22 protein-coding genes and 1 pseudogene are annotated in these 24,917 nt (G+C 37.9%); 11 read left to right on the top strand and 12 right to left on the bottom strand.

Annotated features, from left to right (window positions below; genetic code table 11):
- Window positions 1-298: 298 nt before the first annotated feature.
- The 5 genes and pseudogenes from J2S08_RS07350 to J2S08_RS07330 form a co-directional block, all read left to right on the top strand.
- Window positions 299-802 (top strand): annotated as a pseudogene (locus tag J2S08_RS07350) (class I SAM-dependent methyltransferase); the annotation flags it as partial.
- A gap of 144 nt (window positions 803-946) precedes the next feature.
- On the top strand, window positions 947-1,417 hold the full coding sequence (locus J2S08_RS07345; protein WP_307228274.1) for an S-ribosylhomocysteine lyase: 471 nt from the start codon (window positions 947-949) through the stop codon (window positions 1,415-1,417).
- Window positions 1,417-2,349 (top strand): PLP-dependent cysteine synthase family protein, encoded by a 933-nt coding sequence (locus J2S08_RS07340; RefSeq protein ID WP_307228133.1) that lies wholly within the window; start codon window positions 1,417-1,419, stop codon window positions 2,347-2,349. Before J2S08_RS07345 ends, J2S08_RS07340 begins: the two co-directional genes overlap by 1 nt.
- A 3-nt stretch (window positions 2,350-2,352) precedes the next feature.
- Window positions 2,353-3,486, top strand: a complete 1,134-nt coding sequence (locus J2S08_RS07335) for a bifunctional cystathionine gamma-lyase/homocysteine desulfhydrase (protein ID WP_307228131.1) — start codon at window positions 2,353-2,355, stop codon at window positions 3,484-3,486.
- A gap of 280 nt (window positions 3,487-3,766) precedes the next feature.
- Window positions 3,767-3,988, top strand: a complete 222-nt coding sequence (locus J2S08_RS07330) for a DUF1128 domain-containing protein (protein ID WP_307228129.1) — start codon at window positions 3,767-3,769, stop codon at window positions 3,986-3,988.
- Between the two features lie 475 nt (window positions 3,989-4,463).
- Here J2S08_RS07330 and J2S08_RS07325 read toward each other — a convergent pair whose 3' ends face one another.
- From J2S08_RS07325 to map, 4 genes are all read right to left on the bottom strand, one after another.
- A complete protein-coding gene (locus J2S08_RS07325; RefSeq protein WP_307228127.1) occupies window positions 4,464-5,735 on the bottom strand; it encodes a Glu/Leu/Phe/Val family dehydrogenase in 1,272 nt (423 codons plus the stop codon).
- A 337-nt stretch (window positions 5,736-6,072) separates the two neighbouring features.
- Window positions 6,073-7,668 carry a GNAT family N-acetyltransferase gene (locus tag J2S08_RS07320; protein ID WP_307228125.1) on the bottom strand — a complete coding sequence of 532 codons (1,596 nt, stop codon included), beginning with the start codon at window positions 7,666-7,668 and terminating at the stop codon, window positions 6,073-6,075.
- Window positions 7,665-8,246: a glycerol-3-phosphate acyltransferase gene (locus J2S08_RS07315; protein WP_307228123.1), complete on the bottom strand. Its 582-nt coding sequence runs from the start codon at window positions 8,244-8,246 to the stop codon at window positions 7,665-7,667. Before J2S08_RS07315 ends, J2S08_RS07320 begins: the two co-directional genes overlap by 4 nt.
- A gap of 219 nt (window positions 8,247-8,465) precedes the next feature.
- Complete coding sequence (gene map / locus J2S08_RS07310) at window positions 8,466-9,233, bottom strand: type I methionyl aminopeptidase (RefSeq protein ID WP_307228121.1); 768 nt, start codon at window positions 9,231-9,233, stop codon at window positions 8,466-8,468.
- A 616-nt stretch (window positions 9,234-9,849) separates the two neighbouring features.
- Between map and J2S08_RS07305 the strand changes: the two genes are divergently transcribed.
- A complete protein-coding gene (locus tag J2S08_RS07305; protein ID WP_307228119.1) occupies window positions 9,850-10,320 on the top strand; it encodes a flavodoxin in 471 nt (156 codons plus the stop codon).
- Between the two features lie 291 nt (window positions 10,321-10,611).
- On the opposite strand, the gene motB is transcribed toward J2S08_RS07305, so the two are convergent.
- A complete protein-coding gene (gene motB, locus J2S08_RS07300) occupies window positions 10,612-11,385 on the bottom strand; it encodes a flagellar motor protein MotB (RefSeq protein WP_307228116.1) in 774 nt (257 codons plus the stop codon).
- Complete coding sequence (gene motA / locus J2S08_RS07295; protein WP_307228114.1) at window positions 11,372-12,175, bottom strand: flagellar motor stator protein MotA; 804 nt, start codon at window positions 12,173-12,175, stop codon at window positions 11,372-11,374. The genes motB and motA overlap by 14 nt, the downstream gene beginning before the upstream one ends.
- A gap of 422 nt (window positions 12,176-12,597) precedes the next feature.
- On the opposite strand from motA, the gene J2S08_RS07290 reads away from it, so the two are divergent.
- Both J2S08_RS07290 and J2S08_RS07285 read left to right on the top strand, forming a co-directional pair.
- The gene (locus J2S08_RS07290) at window positions 12,598-13,353 is read left to right on the top strand and encodes a class I SAM-dependent methyltransferase (RefSeq protein ID WP_307228113.1); all 756 of its coding nucleotides are present in this window, start codon (window positions 12,598-12,600) and stop codon (window positions 13,351-13,353) included.
- A gap of 49 nt (window positions 13,354-13,402) precedes the next feature.
- Window positions 13,403-14,233, top strand: coding sequence for an aldo/keto reductase (locus J2S08_RS07285; RefSeq protein ID WP_307228111.1), 831 nt, complete (start codon window positions 13,403-13,405; stop codon window positions 14,231-14,233).
- Between the two features lie 223 nt (window positions 14,234-14,456).
- On the opposite strand, the gene J2S08_RS07280 is transcribed toward J2S08_RS07285, so the two are convergent.
- Both J2S08_RS07280 and J2S08_RS07275 read right to left on the bottom strand, forming a co-directional pair.
- The gene (locus J2S08_RS07280) at window positions 14,457-14,789 is read right to left on the bottom strand and encodes a type II toxin-antitoxin system PemK/MazF family toxin (RefSeq protein WP_307228109.1); all 333 of its coding nucleotides are present in this window, start codon (window positions 14,787-14,789) and stop codon (window positions 14,457-14,459) included.
- Complete coding sequence (locus tag J2S08_RS07275; RefSeq protein WP_307228107.1) at window positions 14,789-15,085, bottom strand: AbrB/MazE/SpoVT family DNA-binding domain-containing protein; 297 nt, start codon at window positions 15,083-15,085, stop codon at window positions 14,789-14,791. Before J2S08_RS07275 ends, J2S08_RS07280 begins: the two co-directional genes overlap by 1 nt.
- A 530-nt stretch (window positions 15,086-15,615) precedes the next feature.
- On the opposite strand from J2S08_RS07275, the gene J2S08_RS07270 reads away from it, so the two are divergent.
- Window positions 15,616-16,848 carry an aminopeptidase gene (locus tag J2S08_RS07270; RefSeq protein ID WP_307228105.1) on the top strand — a complete coding sequence of 411 codons (1,233 nt, stop codon included), beginning with the start codon at window positions 15,616-15,618 and terminating at the stop codon, window positions 16,846-16,848.
- A 256-nt stretch (window positions 16,849-17,104) separates the two neighbouring features.
- Here J2S08_RS07270 and J2S08_RS07265 read toward each other — a convergent pair whose 3' ends face one another.
- The gene (locus J2S08_RS07265) at window positions 17,105-18,010 is read right to left on the bottom strand and encodes a LysR family transcriptional regulator (RefSeq protein ID WP_307228103.1); all 906 of its coding nucleotides are present in this window, start codon (window positions 18,008-18,010) and stop codon (window positions 17,105-17,107) included.
- Window positions 18,011-18,345: 335 nt separating this feature from the next.
- On the opposite strand from J2S08_RS07265, the gene J2S08_RS07260 reads away from it, so the two are divergent.
- Together J2S08_RS07260 and mreBH are read left to right on the top strand one after the other, a co-directional pair.
- Window positions 18,346-19,371 carry a YeiH family protein gene (locus J2S08_RS07260; protein WP_307228101.1) on the top strand — a complete coding sequence of 342 codons (1,026 nt, stop codon included), beginning with the start codon at window positions 18,346-18,348 and terminating at the stop codon, window positions 19,369-19,371.
- A 459-nt stretch (window positions 19,372-19,830) separates the two neighbouring features.
- A complete protein-coding gene (mreBH, locus tag J2S08_RS07255; protein ID WP_307228099.1) occupies window positions 19,831-20,838 on the top strand; it encodes a rod-share determining protein MreBH in 1,008 nt (335 codons plus the stop codon).
- A 97-nt stretch (window positions 20,839-20,935) separates the two neighbouring features.
- Here the strand turns inward: mreBH and J2S08_RS07250 are convergent, their stop codons facing one another.
- The 3 genes from J2S08_RS07250 to J2S08_RS07240 form a co-directional block, all read right to left on the bottom strand.
- Window positions 20,936-22,504, bottom strand: coding sequence for a flotillin family protein (locus J2S08_RS07250; RefSeq protein WP_307228097.1), 1,569 nt, complete (start codon window positions 22,502-22,504; stop codon window positions 20,936-20,938).
- Window positions 22,504-23,049, bottom strand: coding sequence for a hypothetical protein (locus tag J2S08_RS07245; protein ID WP_307228094.1), 546 nt, complete (start codon window positions 23,047-23,049; stop codon window positions 22,504-22,506). Before J2S08_RS07245 ends, J2S08_RS07250 begins: the two co-directional genes overlap by 1 nt.
- A gap of 489 nt (window positions 23,050-23,538) precedes the next feature.
- Window positions 23,539-24,408 (bottom strand): cation diffusion facilitator family transporter, encoded by an 870-nt coding sequence (locus J2S08_RS07240; RefSeq protein ID WP_307228092.1) that lies wholly within the window; start codon window positions 24,406-24,408, stop codon window positions 23,539-23,541.
- Window positions 24,409-24,917 lie beyond the last annotated feature (509 nt).

Genomic DNA, 24,917 nt, shown 5'->3' with positions numbered 1-24,917 from the left:
CTGATTCCTTTAGTCCCCAAGGTGGGGGTCTTGACTCGCATTTAGATATGGGATAAAAATGGCCAGTCTCAATAGAAATGAGTATCTAGTGAGACTATGAACCAGTTGTTCAATAATATATGAACCTAATGCTTTTCCTTTCTTTCTCACTATCATTTTATCAAAAAGAGTTTCTCCAATTGTGGATAAGCTCTTTTTTTATTTGACAATTTTATCTATTCGTGATATTAATATTTATGTTACGCCCAAACCAAAGTAATCCGGTAGGAATAATATATTTTAAAAGGAGGATAACGGAATGGGCAGAGAATTTGTTGGTATATTTGATGAATGGGCACACTCTTATGAGGCCTCTGTCTCTGGTAAAGACCCAGAGTATCGAGATGTATTTAAAGACTATGAAAATATTTTAAGTGAAGTTGCGAAGCGAGTTTCTGGGACTGTTATTGAATTTGGAACTGGGACAGGAAATTTAACCGCGAAGTTAATTGATAAAGGTGCTTCCGTAATCGCCATCGAACCTAACAAAACGATGCGCAAGCTAACTGCTAGACGCTTCCCTGCTATAAAAGTAATTGATGGTGATTTGCTTCAATTTGACGCAGGACTAGATAACATCGATGCGATTGTCAGTTCGTATGTGTTTCACCATTTAACAGATGAGGAAAAAGGAGCTGCACTGAAGAAATATGCGGAGCTGCTCCCACCTAACGGGAAAATCGTTTTTGCGGATACTGCCTTTATTTCAGAAGAAGCAAAACATCTACAAATTGCGAAAGAAAGAAATCGTCATTTTCACTTAGTAGCAGATGATCTAGAAAGAGAATATTACACGACGATTCCAATCCTAATGAGTTTATTCGAAGAGGCTGGATTTCAAGTAAACTTTACACAAATGAATGACTATGTCTGGTTAATGGATGCGTCAAAAAAGGGAGCGATTAACATGAAAAAAATGAATGTTGAGAGTTTTAACTTAGATCACACAAAAGTAGCTGCACCATTTATACGTTTAGCTGGGACGAAAAAAGGTATTCACGGTGATGAAATTTATAAGTATGATATTCGTTTTAAACAGCCTAATAAAGCGCATATGGAAATGCCAAGTTTACATTCACTAGAGCATTTAATGGCGGAAAATATCCGTAATCATACAGATCAAGTAGTAGATATTAGTCCAATGGGCTGCCAAACAGGCTTTTATTTATCTGTTATTAATCATACTGATTATGACGATATTTTAACGATTTTAGAAAAAACATTACAAAATGTGTTGGACGCAACAGAGGTTCCCGCGTGCAATGAAGTGCAATGCGGATGGGCTGCAAGTCATAGTTTAGAAGGCGCGAAAGAAATTGCCGCAGAAATGCTTGCGAAAAAAGACGAGTGGCGGCAAATTTATCAAGAGGAAGCGTAATGAATATTTATCGAAATGTACAGGAGTTGGTTGGAAACACTCCTGTTGTGGAGATTTCCCATATCCCAATTCCAAATAAATGCCGAATATTTGCCAAGCTTGAATATTTAAATCCGGGCGGCAGTGTGAAAGATCGACTTGGTTTATCTTTAATCGAGGATGCAGAACAGTCCGGCAAGTTATTGCCAGGTGGAACGATTATTGAACCGACTGCAGGTAATACAGGAATTGGTATAGCGCTTGCAGCTATCGGCAAGGGCTACAAAGTAATATTTATCGTTCCCCAAAAGTTCAGCGTGGAGAAACAGACTTTGATGCGTGCCCTTGGTGCAGAAATTATCAATACGGATACAGCACTTGGGATGAAAGGCGCGATCGATAAAGCACGAGAATTAGCCGCAGAAATGCCAAATACATTTTTGCCATCTCAATTTTCGAATCCAATGAATCCAGCAACATATACAAAAACACTTGGTCCTGAATTATGGCGTGATTTAGATGGCCAGATTGATATATTTGTTGCCGGTGCTGGATCTGGCGGAACATTTATGGGAACAGCTATCTTTTTAAAAGAACAACATGCTCGTGTAAAGACAGTGATAGTGGAGCCCGTAGGATCGATTATAAATGGAGGCACTGCAGGCTTCCATCATACAGAAGGAATAGGGATGGAGTTCTTGCCAGCTTTTATGGATCGCTCGTATTTTGATGCGGTTCACACAGTGAGTGATGAAGATGCTTTTGCACAATTGCGGGCATTGTCAAAAGAAGAAGGATTGCTTGTCGGAAGTTCATCAGGTGCAGCTTTTTATGCTGCACTGAAAGAAGCGGAAATTGCGAAAGAAGGAAGTCATATTGCGACGATTTTTCCCGATTCAAGCGAACGGTATTTAAGTCAGAAAGTATACGATTTATTGAAGGAGAAGAGATAATATATGCGTGCAAAAACAAAGCTCATTCATGCAGGAATTGTTGGCGACAAAGCAACTGGCGCTGTGTCGACGCCGATTTACCAGGTAAGTACGTATAAACAAGATGCAGTCGGTAAATTTAAAGGCTATGAATATTCCCGGACTGGAAATCCGACTCGTCATGCATTAGAAGTATTCATCCGCGATTTAGAAGGCGGAGCGGCAGGATTTGCATTTGCTTCCGGAATGGCGGCAACAAGCTCGATTATGATGCTCTTTAGTAAAGGCGATCACGTTATTATTACGGATGATGTATATGGCGGCACATTCCGTGTCATCACAAAAGTATTAAACCGTTTCGGAATAGACGCGACATTTGTTGATTCGAGTAATATATCTCATGTGGAAAATGCTATTTTAGACAATACGAAAGCGATATTTTTAGAAACACCCACAAATCCTTTATTAAAAATAACAGACATTGAAGCAATTGCGAAGCTTGCAAAAGCGAAAGGGCTATTAACAATAGTGGATAATACATTTATGACACCATATTTCCAGCAGCCAATTGCACTTGGAGCTGATATCGTTGTGCATAGTGCAACAAAATATCTTGGGGGACATAGTGACGTTGTAGCCGGACTCGTTGTTGTCAACTCTGAGCAACTGGCTGAAGATTTACATTTTGTTCAAAACTCAGTTGGGGCAGTGCTGGGACCCCAAGATGCTTGGCTATTAATGCGCGGAATGAAGACGCTCGGTCTTCGTATGGAAGAGCATCATACAAATGCACAGCGTATTGCGGCGTTTTTAAATAACCATCATGCAGTTCAGAAAGTATATTACCCAGGCCTCTCGGATCACCCTGGGCACGAGTTAATGAAAAAACAAACGACCGGTTATGGCGGGATGATATCTTTTGATGTTGGAAGTGAATCAAAAGCCGATGAGCTGCTTGCCAAGCTTCGTTATTTCACACTTGCCGAAAGCCTTGGAGCAGTGGAAAGCTTAATTTCTGTTCCTGCAAGAATGACGCATGCTTCGATCCCGCGTGAACGCCGTTTAGAACTTGGCATTACCGATGGACTCGTTCGCATTTCAGTTGGCATAGAAGATGTAGAAGACTTATTGGAAGATTTAACAGATGCTTTAGCGTAAGAGATGATAGAAAAGCAAACCAATTCACTTGAATTGGTTTGCTTTCGTTCATTTTATTGTTTCATACATAGAGAAGAGCAAAGCAGTTGAACGATGCATTTCATTTCATTGCTTGTAATACCTACTTATATACTGCTTAACGGCCAAATTTTCCCCCTAGATTCAAAAAACATTAGCCGCTTAACCAATCACTTCCAAAAGTTCCTAAGTTGATTCCTAGTTTGACAACCACTAGAATTCATGGAAATATGATAGTATGCTGTAAAAGGGGGAAAAACAATTGGCACTTTCAAACAATACACCTGACAACATTCATGATCTTATTAAAGAAATAACGAAAAAATTAAAGATGGTTAACGCCGAAGCAATTCAATCTTCTGATTATAGTGAAGATCAGTACGAAGATTTAAAAGAAATATATGAAATGGTCATGAAGAAACAATCCTTTAGTCCAAATGAAATGCAAGCTATTGTCGAAGAATTAGGATATTTAAGAAAATAGGGACTTCCTTCAGTGAAATCTTTCTCCCATCTTCTCAACAGAAGCCTGGCTGCTTCAAAAAGAAACTTTTTCTCTTGTGAAGGCTATTTTAAGAAGATTTCCTCATCCTGCGGCCCCCACCTTGCGCTTCTGATCCTTAAACGTTCAAGGTGAGGGCTTTGCTTCAAGTTAGATATGGCATAAAGATTTATCCTATCCTAATTCGCCAGAGCTTTACTATTATCCAGGGTAGGGTTTTTCACTTAGACGTCTTGCATCGACTGGCAATGCTTTCAAAAAACTTACGGATGCTGATTAAAACGCATTACAAATAAAGTAGATAGGAAAATTGGGTATAGAAAAAAGGGGTTCATGATTGTACTGGGTCCTTTTACAATGAGGGGGCAGGGAGTGATCCATAAGGAAAGCGAAATTAAAGCGTTTCCATTCAGCGGCAAAAAACACCTTAGGAGTCCTTTCTCCTAAGGGAACTTTTTTATATCCAGCCTCTTGCTTCCATTGTTTCAGCAAGTTTTTTTATCGCAATGATAAAGGCGCCGTTGCGCATATCAACTTGATATTCTTTAGAAATATCTGCAACTTCTCGATAGGCAGTCACCATTATCTGCTCTAGTCTTTCATTGATTTCTTTTTCAGTCCAATAGAAATGCATTTGATTTTGCACCCATTCAAAATAAGAAACAGTTACTCCTCCAGCATTAGCTAGAATATCAGGGATGACAATAACTCCACGTTCTTTTAACACTTCATCTGCATATGGCGTTGTCGGACCATTAGCAGCTTCAGCGATGATCTTGGCTTTTATTTTGTCAGCATTTTCACTAGTGATGACATTTTCCAAAGCAGCAGGAATTAAAATATCAACATCTAGTTTTAAGAGCTGATCGCCGCCTATCACTTGTTTTTCTGGATATTCCATGATTGACGTCTCATCCTTTAAGCGGCAAAGTGTATCAACATCTAAACCGTCTGGATGATAAATTCCGCCTTTCGTATCACAGACCGCCACAATCTTGCATCCTAATTCCGCTAATAAAAGCGCCGAAATTCGCCCAGCATTGCCAAATCCTTGAATGGCCACTGTTGCGCCTTCCATCGGCAGCCCAAGGTCTTTCATCGCTTCCCTAATCGTATAAACGCATCCAGTTGCAGTCGCAGACGAACGCCCTTTAGAGCCTCCGATACTGAGGGGTTTGCCTGTAATAACACCAGGGCTGTATGTCCCCTTTAGACGGCTATAGGTGTCCATCATCCACCCCATAATTTGCGGAGTAGTATAAACATCTGGAGCAGGAATGTCCGTTTCTGGACCAACAACATCCGCTATTGCTTCCATAAATCCTCGACTAATTCTTTCAAGCTCGGATGTACTATAGTGATGTGGATCACATACAACGCCACCCTTTCCCCCTCCATAAGGAAGGCCAACGACTTGGCACTTAAATGTCATCCACATCGATAATGCCTTTACTTCGTCTATATCAACATCAGGATGAAAACGAATTCCCCCCTTTGTTGGTCCAGAAGCGTCATTGTGCTGCGAGCGATATCCATCAAATACCTCAATTGTACCGTCATCCATTTTTACAGGAAAGCTAACGGAAATAACACGTTTTGGCTTTTTTAAAATTTTCGTAATGGACGAAGGCAATTGAAGAATAGATGCTGCAGAATCAATTTGCTTTTGAACAATTTCAAACGGATTAAGCGATTCTTTTGACGCATGTACAGTTTTTGCTGATTGCATAAAATCCCACCTTATCTTATTTTTATAAAGACTCACCATCTCTTTCTTAATATTAATATGGACTGATCTATTAATTATATACTAAATGTTCTGACTTTGAAATCCTTTTTTTTCATATACACAAAAAATTCATATTTAATCAACTACCTTTGTCAATAATTATCACGTTAATTGAAAATTTACCAGATAAGTAGTTAGTTTCTCTTGCTATGCAACACAAAAAAAGAACTCATTGGTTTTTTGCCAATGAGTTTGAAAATATGTCTGCCGCCTTATAAAAGAAAACTAGCAATTCTTCAGATGAAGCTGCTTCTATTAGGGTCCGTTCACTGGCACTCTAAGAAAGTGTTGGATGTGAACTTCTCTCAGCGAGTAATTTTCCGAATAAGATGGCCATTTTTTCTATCTGTTTATCTGTCAGTTCACTCATACATGCAATCTGAATCCAATTATGGCTGCATAAATAGGAACTTTCATAATGAAGCAAATAACCATTTAGGTACATATCATCTCCTATTTGTTGAGAGGAGATATCTTTTTTTAGGGCAACCGTCATAATTGCAGGAGTAGCATGTTCCATTGGCGTTAAAATTTCAACGCCTGCACTTTCTAATTTCTCTCTAATCTTACAATACGTATGATAAATTCGCTTATATACCTGTTCGGGTTCACGAAATCTTCTGAGCGCAGTTTCTAAAGCTTGAACTAAATTGGAAGATTGGGAATAAGGAAGACTTTCGAGCATTTGATATGTCCCTAGATCCAAATACCTCGGCAAAGCCAAAGTGGGTTCTGCTTTTTGATCATGAAAAACAAAGGAAATGCCAGTATAACCTGCCAAGCCTTTGCCGCTCACCCCTGATGCGTAGGAAATTCCTTGCAAATCCAAAGCAACCGTACCTAAGGAGCTAATACAATCCAATGCTAACTGAAGATGAAAACGTGTGCTTAGCTCTTTTAACATATGGAGATCATTTAAAATACCTGTTGATGTTTCACTATGAACCGCCCACATCCATCGGTAATTACTGCTGTTTAAAACACGAGCTACTTCAGTTGCTTGGAAGGGCTGTCCCCATTCAACTTGCAAGCATTCAAAATCTAGGCCAAATCTAGTCGCATGGTCGACCAAGCGTTGACCAAATTCTCCGTTTACTAAGATGAGGCCTTTACCTTTTAATAATAATAGCTGTCCTGCAACAACATCATTTGCCAAAGTGCCTGTACCGTGAAACAATTGAACATGATTTGCATTCGTTAATTTTTTCAGTTTGTTTTGAACAGAAGTTAGCAAAGACCGATAGGCAGTTGAGCGATGAGAAATTGGTGTCGCATTTAATGCTTCGCTCACTTCTTCCGCAATCATTAAAGGTCCTGGCAAAAAATTGATATGATCGTGGCGAATTCTGCCGGCAAGAGACATTTCAAATGTCTGCTTTGTTAAATACATTGGCTGAAAATAAGCGCCTTGCTCGCCAGTAAGATAGGCAAATGGTGTAAATCCCATTTGTTTATATAATTTCTCTTGAATGGTTGTCCCAGAAATAAGCGCGGTATCATATCCTTCTTTTAAGCAATATCTAATTAACCCCTGTGCCAGTCCTAAAAATACTCTGCCATTTCGATGCGCAGGATCAACAGCAAGCAGACGGATTTCACACATTTTTTGAGGAGAGATTGGCAAGTGTTTTTCCACAGAGCCAATTTTGCCATCCAAAGAAAATGGACGTTTTCCACGGACAGCAATCATGCCAATTACCTGGTTGTCCTTCTTGCAAATGATATAAGTGTTCTCAGTGTGAAATTTATCCACTAACCGCTGTTGGTCATTTTCTTCATGCTGCGGAATTTCCTCTGCAAAAGTTTTATAGTTTAAGATATTAATTTGTTCAAATTCAGCGGGCTCTCTAGCAATTTTGAAAACAAAACTCATAGACGCATTCCTTTCCGTGAATTGATTTTTTCTTGCAAGTTTTCTCGATGTTTAAAAATAATGAGCAAAGACATCGCCGCAGATATAAAGAAAGTGAAATAAGAAAATGGAAAAAGAATAAATATAAATGGCATAAAAAACATTGCTGCCATTCCCGCTACTGTCAAACTTCTAGTGATTAAAAATAAGACAAGAAACACTCCTAAAAAAACACAAAACAATTGTGGGCTAAACGTTAAAAAACCGCCGATAAAAGTGGACATGCCTTTCCCGCCATGAAATCCCAATGTAATAGGATAAATGTGGCCGCAAATTGCAGCCAGTAAAGCGAGCAGCTGCCATTCAACTGTAAAATCGAAAGAAGAAGCAAGAACAATCACGAGCACGCCTTTTAGAGCATCGCCGATAAATGTAATGATGAATGCTTTTTTCCCATATAAACGCCCTGCATTGCGTGCACCGATATTGCCGCTCCCTTCTGTTTTCATATTACCGTGTTGATAATACTTAGACAATAAATGCCCAGTCATTACAGAACCGATTAAGTAAGCAACAATAAGCAGGATGAGTCCTTTCATGCTAACTCCTTTAATAAAACCTATTATTTGAAAAATTTTACCATACTTGCAGACAAATGAAAACATGGCATTCAAACTAGGAGCAGCGAGAATAACAGTGTATATAAGAATTGCAATCAAGCAGAATGATTGCTTAACCTGATTGCAATCCTATTTCAGTAAGCACCCCTATTCCTTATTCCTTTTAGAACCTTCATACCACTCGATCTTAATGAATGACTAATTGTCATCGCCAGTAGAATCTTGATCTGTTAAAATGATGACTCCGTCCTTCGTTACCGCAAGTGTATGCTCATATTGGCAAGATAATGATCCGTCTGCCGTTCTAGCAGTCCAACCATTGGCATCCATTTTTGAATGGTATCTTCCCACATTAACCATTGGTTCGATTGTAAAAACCATGCCTTCTTTTATACGGAGCCCTTTCCCTGGCAAACCAAAATGCGGCACTTCTGGTTTTTCATGAATGGAAGGACCGATCCCATGTCCGATAAAATCACGTACAACAGAATAACCTTCTCCCTCTACATAGGTTTGGATTGCATGACCAATGTCCCCGATTCTATTTCCCGGTTTTACTTGTTCAATTCCTTTATATAATGCTGTTTTTGTAACATCCATTAGTTTTAGAACGGATTCATCTGCTTCTCCAACTACGTACGACCATGCTGAATCTGCTAATCCTCCATTTAAATTCACCACCATATCAATCGTTACCAAGTCGCCATTCTTTAAAGGCTGTTTCCGTGGAAATCCGTGGCATATTTCATCATTGATACTTGCACAGGTCGCATATTCATATCCTCTGTACCCTTTTTGCTCTGGTGTAGCACCATGTTTTTTCAAATAATCATCTACAAAAACTTCGATATCCCAGGTCGTTAGCCCAGGTCTCATCATTTTTGCAATTTCTTTATGAATGGAAGCAAGCAGCTCGCCCGATTTTTTCATCATGTTTATTTCCCGTTGAGATTTTATGGTAACCATTTTCTCTTCCCTTCCTCCACCGTTATAGCTGTTATGATGGCTTTATATGATTAAAACCAATTTTTTGTTCACTTTATAAAATACCATTTTTAATTCCTTGCCTAAGACTATATACTTTCAGCAAAATGAGAAAAAAGGACCTTCTATTTCACTTCTAAACAGTCTCTTCTATCTTATCTTTATGTTTGTTGGATAGCAATTTCCTTTTTTCATTCGCTTTTCCTGTGGCATACGGTTTTTTAAAATTAATTTTATCCCTATACAAGATAGTATAATCAACATTAGTCCTGTTTACAAAAATCAATCGTTATTCATATTCCTTACGTTTACTTAGATTAAATGTTGCATTTCTCGATAAAAACACTTTATTTTTCGGGGCTTCTTGTACATGCTTATCATTAGGCGCATGAGACTGTTTCATAGTAAAATAAAAATGAGAAGCTATTTTCGCTTATCACTTTTGTTCAAAAGGCCATAAGCGGAATAACGTGTTCAAAGATAGTAAAACTCGAAATACGTTGTCAGCAGATGTGATTTTTTCGATATACACACAAATCTTTAAGCAATGTATTGAAAATTGCTTCTCAAGTGAAGAATAATAGAGAGTGTGAATGTAATGAAAAAAATCATTCTTGTGTTTACAAGCATGACAGGAAATACGGAAATGATGGCGGAAGTAATTTCAGAAGCGATACAAGCTGAAAATATGAATGTCATCATCAAAGATTCGCTTGATGCTTATGCAGATGAACTTCTTGACTATGATGGCATTTTATTCGGCAGCCATACTTATGAAGATGGAGCAATCCCTGATGAGTTTATGGGTTTTTACGAAGAAATGGAAGGGCTTTATCTTGGTGGGAAAGCGGCAGCTGTTTTCGGTTCTGGAGATCGCTTTTATCCTAAATTTGCAAAAGCAGTTGATTCATTGACAGAAAGATTGCGAGAATTAGGTGCTTCCATCGTGCTCGATAGCTTAAAAGTTGATTTAACGCCTGAAGATGAAGACCTTGAACGATGTAGAGCATTTGGGAAGCAATTTGCTGACATTGTCAACAAGCAATCGTTGAAGTCTGCGCTAACATAAAAATGAAAATGGTTTCATCAATAAAGTGAAACTTCCATGAGTAGGGGTTTTCTCATCCCCAATACAATGGATCTCAAGCTAAAAGCGCGACGTCCTCGAAAAAGGAAACCCGCTTTTTCTTCGTGCGATGTATCACTGCGGAAGTTTTCCTTGTCCTATAGGCTCGAACCAATCGGACATTTGACTTTCAGTTTTCCCTTCTTACTTCCCGAGGTTGGGGCTTGACTTGCAAGTTTGATGTGGGATAAACGAGAAAAAGCTTTGACACCTTAAGATGTTCAAAGCTTTTTCCTATTGGTTTGACATTTCAGTTTGAGGGAGAATTAAGACTTCGACCCTTCTATTCTTTGCTTTCCCTTCGGCATTATCATTGGTGGCAATTGGTTGAAATTCTCCAAAGCCTTTTGCACTAAATAACCCAGGATCAAGCGCATCATTCTCCAATATAATCTTCATAAAGTTGACTGCCCGCATGACACTTAATTCCCAGTTTGACTGAAAGCGAGCATTTTTAATTGGAACATTATCTGTATGGCCGCTAATAATAATTTCACGAGGAATATCCATTACAAGCAGTTCTGAGATTTCTTTAGCTGTTGTTAAATCTTCTTTTCGAACATCTGCTACTCCTGATTCAAATAACACATTATCCCTAATCGTAAGCAATAGACCCTCTTGTGTTAAAGAAATATCAAATTTTCCTTCAAGATTTTTTTGGATCATATAGGCATTTATTTTCATTTGAATATGTTCCAGCTCTTCTTGCTCGTGTTTTGCAAATTGAACTTCCTTTTCTTCCTTTTCGCCATCATTTTCATTTTTCCCAACGCTTGCTTGCGAATTATCAGGAGGAAGAAGATCGTTATATTCGCTCACACCAGTTCCTCCAACGAAAATCCCGTTAAAGACTTGGGAAAGACGTTGGAATTTTTGAGCATCTACCGAACTCATTGAAAATAATACAATAAAAAGAGCCAGCAGTAATGTTAAAATGTCAGCATATGGAAGCAGCCATGACTCACTAATATGTACTTCGTCTTTTTTTTTCTTTCTACGCTTTGACATCTTGAGTGACACCGCCGCTTTCTTCCAATAGTTTTTTCCTCTCAGCTGCCGGTAAATAGGATGCTAGCTTTTGTTCAATAACTCTCGGTGCTTCTCCTTCAATAATCGATAAAATTCCCTCGATCATCATTTCTTTTGTCTGCACTTCTTTTTTTGATTTTCGCTTTAGTTTATTTGCAAAAGGATGCCAGAACACATATCCTGTGAAAATACCAAGCATCGTTGCCACAAACGCTGCTGCAATCGCTTCTCCAAGTGCATCTGTATTATCCATATTTCCAAGCGCTGCAATAAGCCCGATAACCGCACCTAATACACCAAGGGTTGGAGCATATGTACCAGCTTGAGAAAAAATCGTTGAACCAACTTGATGCCTTTCTTCCATTGCATCTATTTCTTCTGTTAAAACATCGCGGATATAATCGGCATTTTGTCCATCAACAGCTAGACTTAAGCCATGCTTTAAAAAAGGATCGTTAATTTCAGAAGTACGTGATTCTAATGCAAGAAGACCTTCTTTCCTAGCCAATTGTGCCATATCAGAAAAAAGCATGATAATTTCTTTCGGCTGCATGAGCTGTTGATTTGTAAAAAGAATTTTAAATAACTTTGGAACCTTTTTGATTTCATCTGTTGGAAAAGCAATCACAACTGTTGCTATTGTCCCGATAATAATAATGAGGATCGCAGCTGGATTTACTAAAGCGGCCAAACCAACGCCCTTCAGCACCATTCCAACGCCAACTGCAATGATACCTAAAATTAAACCTATCACTGATGTTTTGTCCATACGCCTCACCCTAACGTTTAAAATAGTCCACTATATATATCGGATAAAAAAAATTTATTTGAAGGCTTTAATAAAAATCATCTTTTTCACCCATCATACTTTATGCTTATTTTAATCCTAAATAGGATAAAAATCTATCCATATTAATACCTTTAGACCTAATTGTGAACAGATCGTCAAATAAAACTAAAGTATTACTTACACATAATGAAGTTATTAGTCATACTGGTCATGAATCAATGTATAAAAAATTCTAAAAATAAAAAGTTATTATCCTACATTGTCTATGTTATGATATATCTATCTTTTATGAAAGCGAGTGAAGAAAATGATAGTCAGCTCTAGTAAACACAATCATATATTCATTGTACGGGAGGAATTTATAGACTAAGCCTTCCGTTAATAACAGGAGGGAATTGAAAATGTTTTCTTATAATGAACTAAGTACTGAAGTTTATGACCTTACAAAACCTGTTGGATTTTCTATTAATGGCGACAAAGAATATTACTTAGAAAAGCTAAAGGGCTGCAAAGGACGTATTTTAGAACCATTTGTCGGATCAGGCCGCATGTTGATCCCCCTATTAAAAGCTGGGTTTACAGTTGATGGCATCGATTATTCCCCAGAAATGCTTGCATCGTGTCGTAAACGTTGCTTAGAGCAAGGTTTTGATCCCATTTTGATCGAAGGAAGTGTCGAACATTTCTCCTCTTCTCATCAATATGAAGCGATTATTATTCCAACTGGATCTTTTTTACTAATTGAAGATCGCAAGACATCGATGCGTACTTTGAAACGATTGTTTGACCATCTCGCTCCAGGTGGGCGTCTGATAGTTGATCTTTTTTTACCTGCATCTAACTTAGAAATCGGAAAAACATCTTTTTCAGCTTATCCGCTGCCATCAGGAGAATTGATCACTATGGAAGAAAATTGCGCCGAAATCGATTATATCAACCAATGTACTGTTTCTTATTTAAAGTATGAAAAATGGCGCGAGGGCAAGCTTATTCAATCGGAACTCCAGCGCTTTCCTTTGCGATGGTATGGGTATGAAGAGTTCAAATTAATTCTTGCAAATGTCGGCTTTTCTGAAATCAGCACTGCTGCTGATTATAAAGATCACAAACAGCCAACAAATGAAACAAGCATTTTTACATTCGAGGCAGTAAAATAACTTGGAAGGGGAAAGGTGGCATACTAAAATAACAAGGAGGACCGAAGCAATGGTAAAAAATTTACAAGATACAACGATACTGCATAATGGCGTGAAAATGCCGTGGGTAGGCATTGGGGTATTTAAAGTAGAGAATGGTGAAGAAGTTATCAATGCAGTGAAAGCAGCTCTTAAAACAGGCTATCGGAGTATAGATACTGCAGCAATATACCAAAATGAAGAAGGTGTCGGCCAAGCTATTAAAGAGTCAGGCATTCCTCGTGAAGAACTTTTTGTGACAACAAAAGTTTGGAATAGTGAACAAGGCTATGAATCAACACTGCATGCTTTTGATGAAAGCTTGCATAAGCTCGGTCTAGATTACCTTGACCTTTATTTAGTGCATTGGCCAGTAGTAGGAAAATATAAAGAAACTTGGAAAGCACTTGAAACACTTTATAAAAATGGCAGAGTTCGTGCAATAGGCGTCAGCAACTTCAAAGTGCATCATCTCAAAGATATTTTGGCAGATTGTGAAATCAAACCAATGGTCAACCAAGTCGAGTTTCACCCGCTTCTTACACAAATAGAGCTACGGCAATTTTGTAAAGAAAGCAACATCCAATTGGAAGCATGGTCGCCACTTATGCAAGGACAATTGCTTAACCATGAATTGATTGTAAAAATGGGACAAAAATATAACAAAACACCTGCACAAATCATCTTGCGCTGGGATATTCAAAGCGAAGTAATAACCATCCCAAAATCAGTTAAGGAACAGCGTATTATTGAAAATGCACAAATTTTTGATTTTGAATTAGATCCAGTGGATATGGAACAAATAAATGGATTAAATCTTGATAAAAGAATAGGACCAGACCCAGATCATATTGATTTTTAAATGATTGGAAGAGTACATTTCGTCATCCTTAACCAGGATAACGAAATGTACGTTTTTTTATAAAAAATGTACAATCATTTTCTTTCAAATTAGATGGTGACGCAACCCGGGAGAATAGATAAATTTGCGGACATTGGATAGTGGTTTACAAATAGGCTGTACCATAAGCAGCTTTATAATGAAAACGGAGTATAAATAATGCAGTAATTAATTCGTAAAAAAGTTATTCTGATAAAAAAGTATGTATCTTAGCTAAACAATCCTTTACAATTTCTTGAGGAGCTTGTCCTTTCACTTGAAGATTACGGGCTCGCCAATCTAAGCTTTTCACTTGGTCTGTTAAAATAACACCTTGAAAAGCTAAACCATCAGAGAGTATAACCTCATAACCCCATCCCCTGATGGTGTTTGTGATTGGACATATTGCTGCAAAACCTGTTATGTCATTAAAAGATTTTGGCGATAAAACAATTCCAGGACGTTTGCCTGCCTGCTCATATCCTGTTTGTGGATTAAAGTTCACGTAAACAAGGTCGCCACGTTCTGGTGTTAACATTAAGTTAATTCATTCCCCTCTGTACCTAGATAAATTTCTTGATGACGATTTTCAGATTTACATTGTTCCAAGAGCTCTTCTAATGAGTATTTCTTTTGTTGTTTTTTAGGAACTAATGTAATGGTTCCTTCATTGTTTACAACTTTCATCTCCATTTCGGATCCTTGATGAATCTCCACTCGTTCGGCAATATCTTTAGGAATTCGTATTGCAAGACTATTTCCCCATTTTTGGACAGTCGTAGTCAATGTCATGATTTCCCCCTCTTTTTCATTGAGTGTTTCCTTCTCATCCATTCTAACACGCTCCAAGTTTATTGTATATACATAGTATATACAAAATAGTTGCAAATGATGTATACAAATTTAGGTCTTTATCATCCACTTTCTTCATTTTAGATGTTGAAACAATACAAGAAATAAAGAATATTTTCGTAACTTATCCAGCTCATTACTCCTGTACATTAAAAACAGCAAAAATCGTATGGTAAAATCAATGACGATAATGGATATTAAACATAAAATAGACATTTGTAATCGGGATAAACAGCAATTAGAAAATATGAAGTGGCGTTGATAAATTGCTGGTGTTCGATTATCAATAGCAATATCGGACTATAATGATCAACTGCCTCAAATGTTTATGCTGCTTCTATTACCATCTAATTTTCCCTTTACATGTTTTCCTCGAAAGAGTATTCGTTCCGTTTTTACATCAAAATGTGATAAAATGAAAAAGCTTCCTGAATTACGGGAACGTATGATGGATAACACTTGTAATCGTTTTCAAATCATTTACTACTTAGAAAAAGAAAGGAATGAAAATTATGTCTACTTTTCAACAGAAATTAGAAAAATATGCGGAACTTGCAGTGAAAGTCGGGGTAAATATCCAGAAAAATCAAACGTTGGTCATTAATACAGCGTTAGATAATGCTGCATTTATTCGCCTTATTGTAAAAAAAGCATATGAGGCTGGCGCCAAAGATGTAATTGTGAATTGGAGTGATGATCAAGTAGCACGTTTAAAATATGAGCTCGCTCCTGATGAAGCTTTCCAAGAGTATCCAAAGTTTCGTGCCCAAGAGATGGAAGAGCTTGCTAAAAAAGGCGCTGCATTTATATCTGTCGTCTCTTCCAGTCCAGACCTTTTAAAAGGTGTAAATCCTCAACGAATTGCAGATTTCCAAAAGGCTGCTGGACAAGCCCTGGATACATATCGTCAATACATACAAGCAGATAAAGTGAGCTGGACCGTTATTGCCGCTCCATCTGAAGCATGGGCGCAGAAGGTATTCCCAGATGCATTACCAGCAGAAAGTATAGAAATGCTTTGGGATGCCATTTTCAAGGCAACTCGATCCGATTTAGCTGATCCTGTACATGCATGGCAGGAGCATGACAAGCTCCTCCATGAAAAAGTCGATTATTTAAATAAAAAACGCTATGCAAAATTACATTATACAGCACCAGGTACAGATTTAGTTATCGAACTTCCTCAAGGGCACCTTTGGTGTGGAGCAGGCAGCATCAATGAACAAGGGGGCGAATTTATGGCAAATATGCCTACTGAGGAAGTTTTCACTGTTCCTCATAAAACGGGCGTAAATGGCTACGTATCAAGTACAAAGCCTTTGAGCTATGGGGGCAATATTATCGATCAATTCAAAATCACTTTTAAAGAAGGAAAAATTGTTGATATTCAAGCGAAAGAAGGAGAAGAAATTTTAAAACGCCTTGTAGAAACTGACGAAGGTTCACACTATCTTGGCGAGGTTGCTCTAGTGCCGCATCAATCACCTATTTCGCAGTCAAACATTTTATTCTTCAACACATTATTTGATGAAAATGCCTCCAATCATCTTGCAATTGGAAGCGCCTATGCCTTCTGTATTGAAGGCGGGAAGAAAATGTCAAAAGCAGAGCTTGAAGAGCATGGGTTGAACTCCAGTATTACGCATGTTGACTTTATGATTGGATCAGACGTTATGAATATTGACGGCATCCAAGCAGATGGCACAACTGAACCAATTTTCCGTAATGGGAATTGGGCATTTTAGTTCAATTTTTAAGCTCTTGTCTCTTTATAAGCGGCAAGAGCTTTCTTTATTTTAACGTTACTTACAGTGATTAGTGCGCTTCTATATGTAATTAACTTCCAAATGTATAAAAATCGAAAACAAACCCAATATTGAGAATCTACTCACTTTATTTCCTGGTAAATAAAGTGAGGTTTTTTTATGCAATATATTAAGACCTTTTATGAGTAATGAATGATCAAAAATATAGCATAGCTTTTTTTAAACCTTGGAATTTCTAAATATTATGATCGTCTTGAAAAAAGGCAATGATCGTATTTCGGAAAACTTCACAAGCTTTCGTTTCAAATTGACTTCTTGCTTTTATCATGGAAAAATTCCTCCGCAAAGGCATTCCTTCCATCTTGAGATATTGGAACACACCATGTTGAAGCTCTTTTCTTACCGCCCATGCCGAAAGCAAGGAAATACCGATTCCGGCTTCCACTGACTCTTTAATAATTTGAGTACTTCCAAATTCCAAAGTTTTGCTTGGTTTTATCTCATATAGAAGAAAAAATCGTTCGATTGCCTCTCTCGTCCCTGATCCTTGCTCGCGAATTAACCAAGTAACATCCTGCAAATCCTCTCTTTCAATAATGCTTCTTAATAACAATGGGTGTTTTTTATGGGCAACAATGTACATTTCATCCTTCGCTACATGCTGGATGTGCAGTGATGAATGATGCGTCTCTCCTTCTATCAAGCCAATATCTAACTTGCGGTTTGCTACTCCCTCTCCTATTTCTTTCGTATTGCCGATCACAATCGAAGGCTGTATCAACGGATACCGCTTTAAAAGCTTCGCAATTACATATGGAAGCACATATTCGCCAAAAGTGTAGCTCGCCCCAATTTTTAACGTTCCTTTCGGCTCATGAATATTTTCTTCTACCTCTCTCGCCATACTTTCATACACGCTCTTCAATTCTTTCACATGTTTTAAAACAATTTCTCCTGCTTTTGTCAGCACCACCCCTTTACGTCCTCGCTCAAATAATATGGTCCCTAACTCCGCCTCTAACGCTTGAATGTATTGGCTAATCGCCGGCTGTGAAATAAAAAGCTTAGAAGCCGCCCGTGAAAAGTTTTTTTCGGCTGCAACTGCTAAAAATACAATAAATTTCTGTTCGATTGTGCTCACCTCTCTTCCTATTAATATAAGTAATTACTTATATTAATAATCATAATTATTCATTTTATTTATAATAGATTATAGCTTAAAATAGATAAAGTGAAACTTCCATCAGTGGGGGTTTTCTCTCATCCCCCACTGATAAGAAATTAGAACAAAGGCTAGGATCGCAACGTCCTGTTGCAACGCCTTTGTGACCGACATCCTGTCGGCCCGAACCAATCGGACATTTACTGGCAGTTATCCCCCACCTAGACTTCTTCGATTCATCATACTCCCCGAGGTGGGGGGCTTACTGCTAGTTAGATGTGGGATAAAGAAGGAAACAGATTGGAGTGTAGATGATGCAACCCGAACAATTAGAAATACAAAAACAACCATCAAAGGTTGTTCGTTTACTTGGTGGAATAGGCTTTACAGTCCTTATAGCACTTGCTGGCACGCTGCTCGCTTTACTGCCTATTTTCGAAAAAATCGGACCATTGGCAAGTGCTATTTTCATTGCTGTATTGTACAGACAATTTTTTGGCTTTCCGCATCGTATTGAAGCTGGTATTGCCTTTTCTTCCAAAACATTGCTTCGCTTAGCTATCGTTCTTTATGGTTTAAAATTAAATATTTCTTTGATCCTTCAAGAAGGTGTTAGTGTATTGGTGCGCGGGGGCATCGTTATTATCTTCTCGATTGCTTTTATGCTCCTTATTGCAAAATGGCTAAAAGCAGATTTACAGATCGCCCTCTTGCTTGGCATTGGAACGGGAATTTGTGGTGCAGCAGCGATTGCAGCGGCAGCCCCGATTTTACAAGCAAAGGAGGAAGATACTGCAGCAGGAGTTGGAATGATCGCACTAGTTGGTACGATATTTGCAGTTTTATATACCGTTTTATTTCCCATTTTGCCTCTGTCTGAAAAAGCGTATGCCCTTTGGTCGGGGATTAGTCTGCACGAAATTGCCCATGTTGCCTTAGCAGCTGCTCCTGCTGGCCAAGAAGCACTTGCATTATCCCTTTTAGCAAAGCTTGGACGAGTTCTCTTGCTCATCCCTGTCTGCTTTATTCTTATGTACTGGAAGAAACGTAATAGTAAAGATCAGAAGGAGGCGGCCTCCATTCCTTTTCCATGGTTTTTGCTTGGCTTCATTATAATGAGTATTGTCGGCACAATTATATCAGAAAAACAACTTGCAACAGTAGGAACACTAGATTCCATTTCTAAGGGCACTACATTTATCTTAACAATGGCGATGACAGGACTAGGCTTAAATATTCATTTGAAAACGTTAAGAGAAAAAGCGCTGCGACCATTAATCGCCTTAATGATTGTCTCTGTTGTGTTATCTGTTTTAACCTATTTCAGTGTATTTATATGAAAATGTAAATTTCTAGAAGTTGATTTTTATTATAAGAAAATCTCAAGCTAAATACGCAGGCAGCCTCGAAAAAAATCGCTTTTTCTTCGTGCGATGTATCGGTGACAAAGCTCTCCTTGTCCTGCATCTCTTAAAAAATAAAGTTAACAGGTAGAAGTATGCTTGCTTCTACCTGTACTAGTATACATGTAGTATGAAGTGATTATATAGCAGCATTTTCATGATTTTTTGAAAAACTTCTATATGTTACATAGATATTAAACTTTATTAACAGTCACTATTTCTTCAAAGTGACTAAGGATGCTCAAATGCTTGCCGTTCTACTGTTAAGCGCATATCACCAAAAGACGCATTTGTAATATTATGCGACTGTCATAATATCCCACCCCAAAAATAATGATCATTCTTTTATAATGAACTAGCAAGTGCAGATTTTAAAGGTAAGGGTGGAATTTATACATGTTATCAAATACAATCATAGGCATTGACCTTGGAACCGCCAACATTCTAGTTTATAGTAAAAACAAAGGCATCATGATGAATGAGCCTTCTGTCGTAGCAATGAATACAGAAACGAAGGCCATCCTTGCAGTTGGCATGGAAGCAAAAAGAATGATAGGTAAAACACCAAGTAAAGTCATTGCTGTACGGCCTTTAAAAGATGGTGTTATTGCCGATTTCGATGTCACAACAGAAATGTTAAAAGTAATTATGAAAAAAGCCAGTAAACAATTAGGTTTGTCTTGGAGAAAACCAGATGTGATCGTATGTGCTCCCTCTGGGGCCACCTCAGTAGAAAAACGTGCTATTCATGATGCTGTCAAGCAAACTGGTGCGAAGAATGTATATTTAATTGAAGAACCAGTAGCAGCTGCTATTGGAGCCGATCTTCCTGTTGGAGAACCGATTGCTAATGTCATAGTAGATATTGGCGGCGGAACGACAGAAGTAGCCATTATATCTTATGGTGGTGTTGTAACGAACAATGCAATCCGGATCGGCGGCGACCAATTAGATGATAATATCATACAACATATACGCAAAAACTATAATTTGCTTATTGGAGAACGCACTGCGGAAATGATCAAAATGGAAATTGGCTATGCCCTTGTAGATCATGACATATTAGCAATGGATATTCGCGGCCGTGATTTAGTAACAGGACTTCCAAAGACTATTTCCATTACTTCAAAGGAGATTCAACAAGCCCTAAAAGAATCTCTTCTGCAAATATTAGAAGTGATACGAGCAACATTAGAAAATTGCCCTGCTGAATTAAGTGGAGATATCGTCGATCGCGGAGTGATTCTTAGTGGCGGTGGTGCACTATTAAATGGACTACAAGAATGGTTAAGCGACGAAATTATCGTTCCTGTACATCTTGCACCAAATCCGTTAGAATCAGTCGCAATCGGAACAGGGCGATCCCTTCAATTTATTCATCAATTAAACAAAATAATGAGTTGAGAAGGGGCTTTGAAAAGCCCTTATTCTATTTTGGTCTTATGAACAAAAAATAAAGCAATCAGGCGAAGCATCGGGCTTCACCTCATTGCTGCTATCATTAACTTTCTTGTTCATCTATTTCCGTACTTTTTATTGTTATTGCTTCTGGATGCTGCTTACTTTCTTTTACTTCCTTCGTTAATTCATCAATGCTTGTGCGAATATTGTTTTTGCCTGATAGATTTTCCAGCAATTCTTTTACATCAATACCAGAAGAAGCCTTTAATGACGACTGAAGTGTCGACATTAAATTTGTTGCGTAGCTTGTAACTTTGTTTGCACCGCCGCCATTTTCACTATTGCTACCAGTATCCACAACCGTAATTTTATCAATATTGCCTAATGGAGCAGCAACCTGTTTCGCATATTCAGGAAGCATCTTCAAGACCATATCCAAGACAGCAGCTTGGCCAAATTTTTCGAATGCTTCGGCAATTTTTTGTTTTGCTTCGGCTTCAGCAAGCCCCTTCAAGCGAATAACTTCTGCTGCTGATTCCCCTTGTGCCCGCTCGGCATCCGCTTTTGCCAATCCATCAATCCGAATTTTTTCCGCTTCAGCTTTAGCCATTGCTTCAATTCGGTATTGGTTAGCGTCTGCTTCAGCAATTTGCTTCATTTTTTCTGCATTTGCAGCCTGCTCGACTGCATAGCGATCCGCATCTGCTTTTTTCTTCACTTCTGAATCGTATTGTTTCTCACGACGTAAAATTTCTTTTTCCTCTAACTCAATGAGTTTTTGACGTTCAATGATTTTAATTTGCATTTCGTGTTCTGTTACTTCTTGCTTGGCACGAGCAGTTTCTAAATCATAAGCTTGGTCAGCGTTGGCACGAGCAATGTCTTGCTCTCTGCGATATTCTGCCATTTTTAATTGATTTGTTTTTTCGGCCTCGGCGATTTCTGTTGCTCTTTCCAGTTCTGCCCGTTTTGCATCTTTATCTGCTTCAGCACGTTTAATTCTTGTTTCTTTCTCGGCTAAAGAAGTCGCAATATCAGCATCTCGTTTTACTTGGGCAATCCGCGGCTTCCCTAATGAATCTAAATAGCCATTTTTATCCCGTACTTCTTTAATCGTAAACGATACGATGACAAGTCCCATTTTTGCTAAATCTTGAGAAGCAACTCGCTGCACTTCTTGGGAAAATTTATCGCGGTTTTTGTAGATTTCCTCCACCGTCATAGAACCGAGTATAGAGCGTAAATGACCTTCCAAAACTTCTTTCGCTTCAATTTCTCGATCTTCTTTTGTTTTTCCTAAAAATTGCTCAGCAGCTGTGGCAATTTCTCCAATAGAACCGCCAATTTTAATAATCGCTGTTCCATCAGCCATCACCGGAACACCTTGCTCTGTGTAAACTTCAGGTGTTGTTACTTCTAGTTTGCTAGATAACAAGCTTAATGGCTCTGCTTGTTGGAAAACTGGAAGTACAAACGTTCCTCCTCCTCGAATAATTTTAATCTTATTGCCTGCTTCATCGACATGAACATTTTTACCGCCAAGATAGCTTCCAGTTACAATTAAGGCTTCATCTGGACCAGCTGTTCGATATTTAGTAACAAATACAGCAAGAAGCGCAATTAAAAAACAGAATACTATTCCAATCACAACCCAAATTTCCATTGCCATTATTCTTCCTCCTCTTCATGTAATCTATTGTTGTTGTAAGAGACAACTGATAGGACGCCATTTTCCACTTCAATCACCAAAACCGTTGTTCCTTCCTCTACCATTGTCCCTTTATAGCTTGCAGCAGGCTTAGAAATCATCCCGCTGTTGCTTTCGATAACTACTTCCCCATATCCTTGTTCTGGTATTGGGATAATAACCTTGCCAACTCGGCCTTTTAAAGAATCTTCTGTATAAACAAGAGATTGCTCTGCTGAAGATAACGGAATTAAAACAAAAACATTTAACAGTGTATCAAGGATAAGTGCAATCAAAATCGATACCGCAATAATGATATAGCTATGAAAGGTTGTAGTCCGTTCCAATATATAGCCGCTTGCTGAAAAAAAAGTAATAAAAGCTAACAATAATGTTGGATTGAAACCAACTGCTTCTGCAATTCCCTCAAGAAAGTCAGAAAACAAGATGTAAAGTAATGTAATGGCTCCTGACACAATCAATGCCACTAAATAAATCGTTTCAATAGAAGTGCCGAATAATGTCATATCCATCTATCCTTTACCATTATTTGATACTACTTTATACGGGTAAAAACAGAAAAAAGTTTCATTAAGTTGAAATAAAGTGAAATTTTTTTCTAAAAAATAATTTCTTTACTATTAATAGACTCAATAATTGAGGCTGTTTGACTAAAGATTTTATAATCGTTGTCTTATATATATGATACGAAAAAACGACTTTTTTTGCTGAAGGCTAATGATAAAAGGTAATCTACCTTTCGTTAAATGAGACTTGTAGATGTAACAAATGGAAGAAATGATTGTTTAAAGCTTAAGAATCATTCAGAATTGTTCTTTTGAAAGGAATTTTTCTCATGATGTTAAGTAAATATTTTCTTTTTAAGTAAGAAGAGTCAAGCTAACCACCTAGCAACTTTGATTTTTTTTTATGAACGCCAATGAGATGTGGGGATAAATAACTATTATTGAAACATAGCATACTACAACAAGTACTTTACATCCCCTTTTTAAAAATTAATTTGGCTCTACATGAACATGAACACGATATACCCCATAATCGTTTATCATGACTTTTTCAACATGGGTAGCGATGTCATGGGCTTCTTTAATATTTAACGTGGAATTAACAAGTATTACAATATCAATCACTTCATTATTCCCGTAGCTTCTCCCTTTCATTTCTTTTATTCCTTTAACGCCATCCACTTTTGTAATGACATCCTGATAAAATTGAATTTTAGTTTCGTCAAACCCATCTGAAAGTTCGTGTGAAGCTTGTTTAAATATATCCCAAGCTGTTTTACATATTAGCAGCCCCACGATAATCGCAGTTAACGTATCAAGCCAAGGCATATTCAATTGAGAACCAAATATCCCTACAGCTGTTCCTATACTGACCCAAGCATCTGAAATATTATCTTTTGCGGCAGCCATCACTGCTTTACTGTTAATTTTAATCGCTAATTTTTTGTTGTATATATAAACACCATACATTGCGATTGCTGAAAAAATACCTACATAAGCAGCCATAATGTCAGGTGACTCTTTACCCCCTTGAAATATAGAGGTGATAGCAGCTATCAGTACTTGTATACCAACTGCTAACATAATAAAAGATGCAACCATTGAAGCAATTGTTTCACTTTTCCAATGACCATATCGATGATCTTTATCAGGTGGTTTTTGTGAAAGCTTTAGGCCGATAAGTACAGCAAGAGATGCAATAATATCAGTTGTATTGTTTAGGCCATCTGCTTTCAACGCAGCAGAGTTGCTCGTATATCCGATCATTATTTTTATGATAGAAAGACATATATAAGCAATAATACTAATAATTGCTCCACGTTCACCTAATTTAAGATCATAATACTTTTGATCTTCCATCCTCTAACCTCCTAATGAAGTATTTGATTATGATATCAACGATAATATGGGTGGGTCTAGAGCAACCTTTTTGCATCGTTTTATATAAGTAGGCGAAATATCATATTGTTGCGTTAGGAAAAAAATCTCTAATTTATGTACCTTATCATAACGATTATTTGATACCTACTAGTTTGTCCATTTCTATTTACATCATGCTACCTCGCTGTTTCAATCCAATTTATTTCCCAAGTAATAAGGAAGGTTCAACTAATTGGCAAGAAGTTATTCACGAAACTTTTTAAAAAAGAAAAGGAGAACACATTGGACTACTATGTGCTCTCCTAATTTTTAAGACTTGTTTATCCCACATCTAACTGGCAGTAAAACCCATCTCAAGAGTAACAGGAATCAGAAGCGCTGGGTGGGGATAACTGAAAGTCAAATGTCCGATTGGTTCGGGCCGGCAGGATAAGGAAAGCTTCTTGAATCGGCATCGCACGAAGAAAAAGTGCTCTTCTTTTTCGAGG

Origin of the sequence: Bacillus chungangensis (genome assembly GCF_030812995.1) — a bacterium.
Lineage (GTDB): Bacteria > Bacillota > Bacilli > Bacillales > Bacillaceae_C > Bacillus_CF > Bacillus_CF chungangensis.
Note: the sequence above shows the minus strand (reverse complement) of the source record. Positions and strands in the feature narration are given on the sequence as shown.

Excerpts from the sequence above, each read along its gene's own strand:
- J2S08_RS07345 (WP_307228274.1), top strand. The coding sequence starts at position 947 with ATGAAAAAAATGAATGTTGAGAGTTTTAACTTAGATCACACAAAAGTA.
- J2S08_RS07340 (WP_307228133.1), top strand. The coding sequence starts at position 1,417 with ATGAATATTTATCGAAATGTACAGGAGTTGGTTGGAAACACTCCTGTT.
- J2S08_RS07335 (WP_307228131.1), top strand. The coding sequence starts at position 2,353 with ATGCGTGCAAAAACAAAGCTCATTCATGCAGGAATTGTTGGCGACAAA.
- J2S08_RS07325 (WP_307228127.1), bottom strand. The coding sequence starts at position 5,735 with ATGCAATCAGCAAAAACTGTACATGCGTCAAAAGAATCGCTTAATCCG.
- J2S08_RS07320 (WP_307228125.1), bottom strand. The coding sequence starts at position 7,668 with ATGAGTTTTGTTTTCAAAATTGCTAGAGAGCCCGCTGAATTTGAACAA.
- J2S08_RS07315 (WP_307228123.1), bottom strand. The coding sequence starts at position 8,246 with ATGAAAGGACTCATCCTGCTTATTGTTGCTTACTTAATCGGTTCTGTA.
- map (WP_307228121.1), bottom strand. The coding sequence starts at position 9,233 with ATGGTTACCATAAAATCTCAACGGGAAATAAACATGATGAAAAAATCG.
- J2S08_RS07305 (WP_307228119.1), top strand. The coding sequence starts at position 9,850 with ATGAAAAAAATCATTCTTGTGTTTACAAGCATGACAGGAAATACGGAA.
- motB (WP_307228116.1), bottom strand. The coding sequence starts at position 11,385 with ATGTCAAAGCGTAGAAAGAAAAAAAAAGACGAAGTACATATTAGTGAG.
- motA (WP_307228114.1), bottom strand. The coding sequence starts at position 12,175 with ATGGACAAAACATCAGTGATAGGTTTAATTTTAGGTATCATTGCAGTT.
- J2S08_RS07290 (WP_307228113.1), top strand. The coding sequence starts at position 12,598 with ATGTTTTCTTATAATGAACTAAGTACTGAAGTTTATGACCTTACAAAA.
- J2S08_RS07285 (WP_307228111.1), top strand. The coding sequence starts at position 13,403 with ATGGTAAAAAATTTACAAGATACAACGATACTGCATAATGGCGTGAAA.
- J2S08_RS07280 (WP_307228109.1), bottom strand. The coding sequence starts at position 14,789 with ATGTTAACACCAGAACGTGGCGACCTTGTTTACGTGAACTTTAATCCA.
- J2S08_RS07275 (WP_307228107.1), bottom strand. The coding sequence starts at position 15,085 with ATGGATGAGAAGGAAACACTCAATGAAAAAGAGGGGGAAATCATGACA.
- J2S08_RS07270 (WP_307228105.1), top strand. The coding sequence starts at position 15,616 with ATGTCTACTTTTCAACAGAAATTAGAAAAATATGCGGAACTTGCAGTG.
- J2S08_RS07260 (WP_307228101.1), top strand. The coding sequence starts at position 18,346 with ATGCAACCCGAACAATTAGAAATACAAAAACAACCATCAAAGGTTGTT.
- mreBH (WP_307228099.1), top strand. The coding sequence starts at position 19,831 with ATGTTATCAAATACAATCATAGGCATTGACCTTGGAACCGCCAACATT.
- J2S08_RS07250 (WP_307228097.1), bottom strand. The coding sequence starts at position 22,504 with ATGGCAATGGAAATTTGGGTTGTGATTGGAATAGTATTCTGTTTTTTA.
- J2S08_RS07245 (WP_307228094.1), bottom strand. The coding sequence starts at position 23,049 with ATGACATTATTCGGCACTTCTATTGAAACGATTTATTTAGTGGCATTG.
- J2S08_RS07240 (WP_307228092.1), bottom strand. The coding sequence starts at position 24,408 with ATGGAAGATCAAAAGTATTATGATCTTAAATTAGGTGAACGTGGAGCA.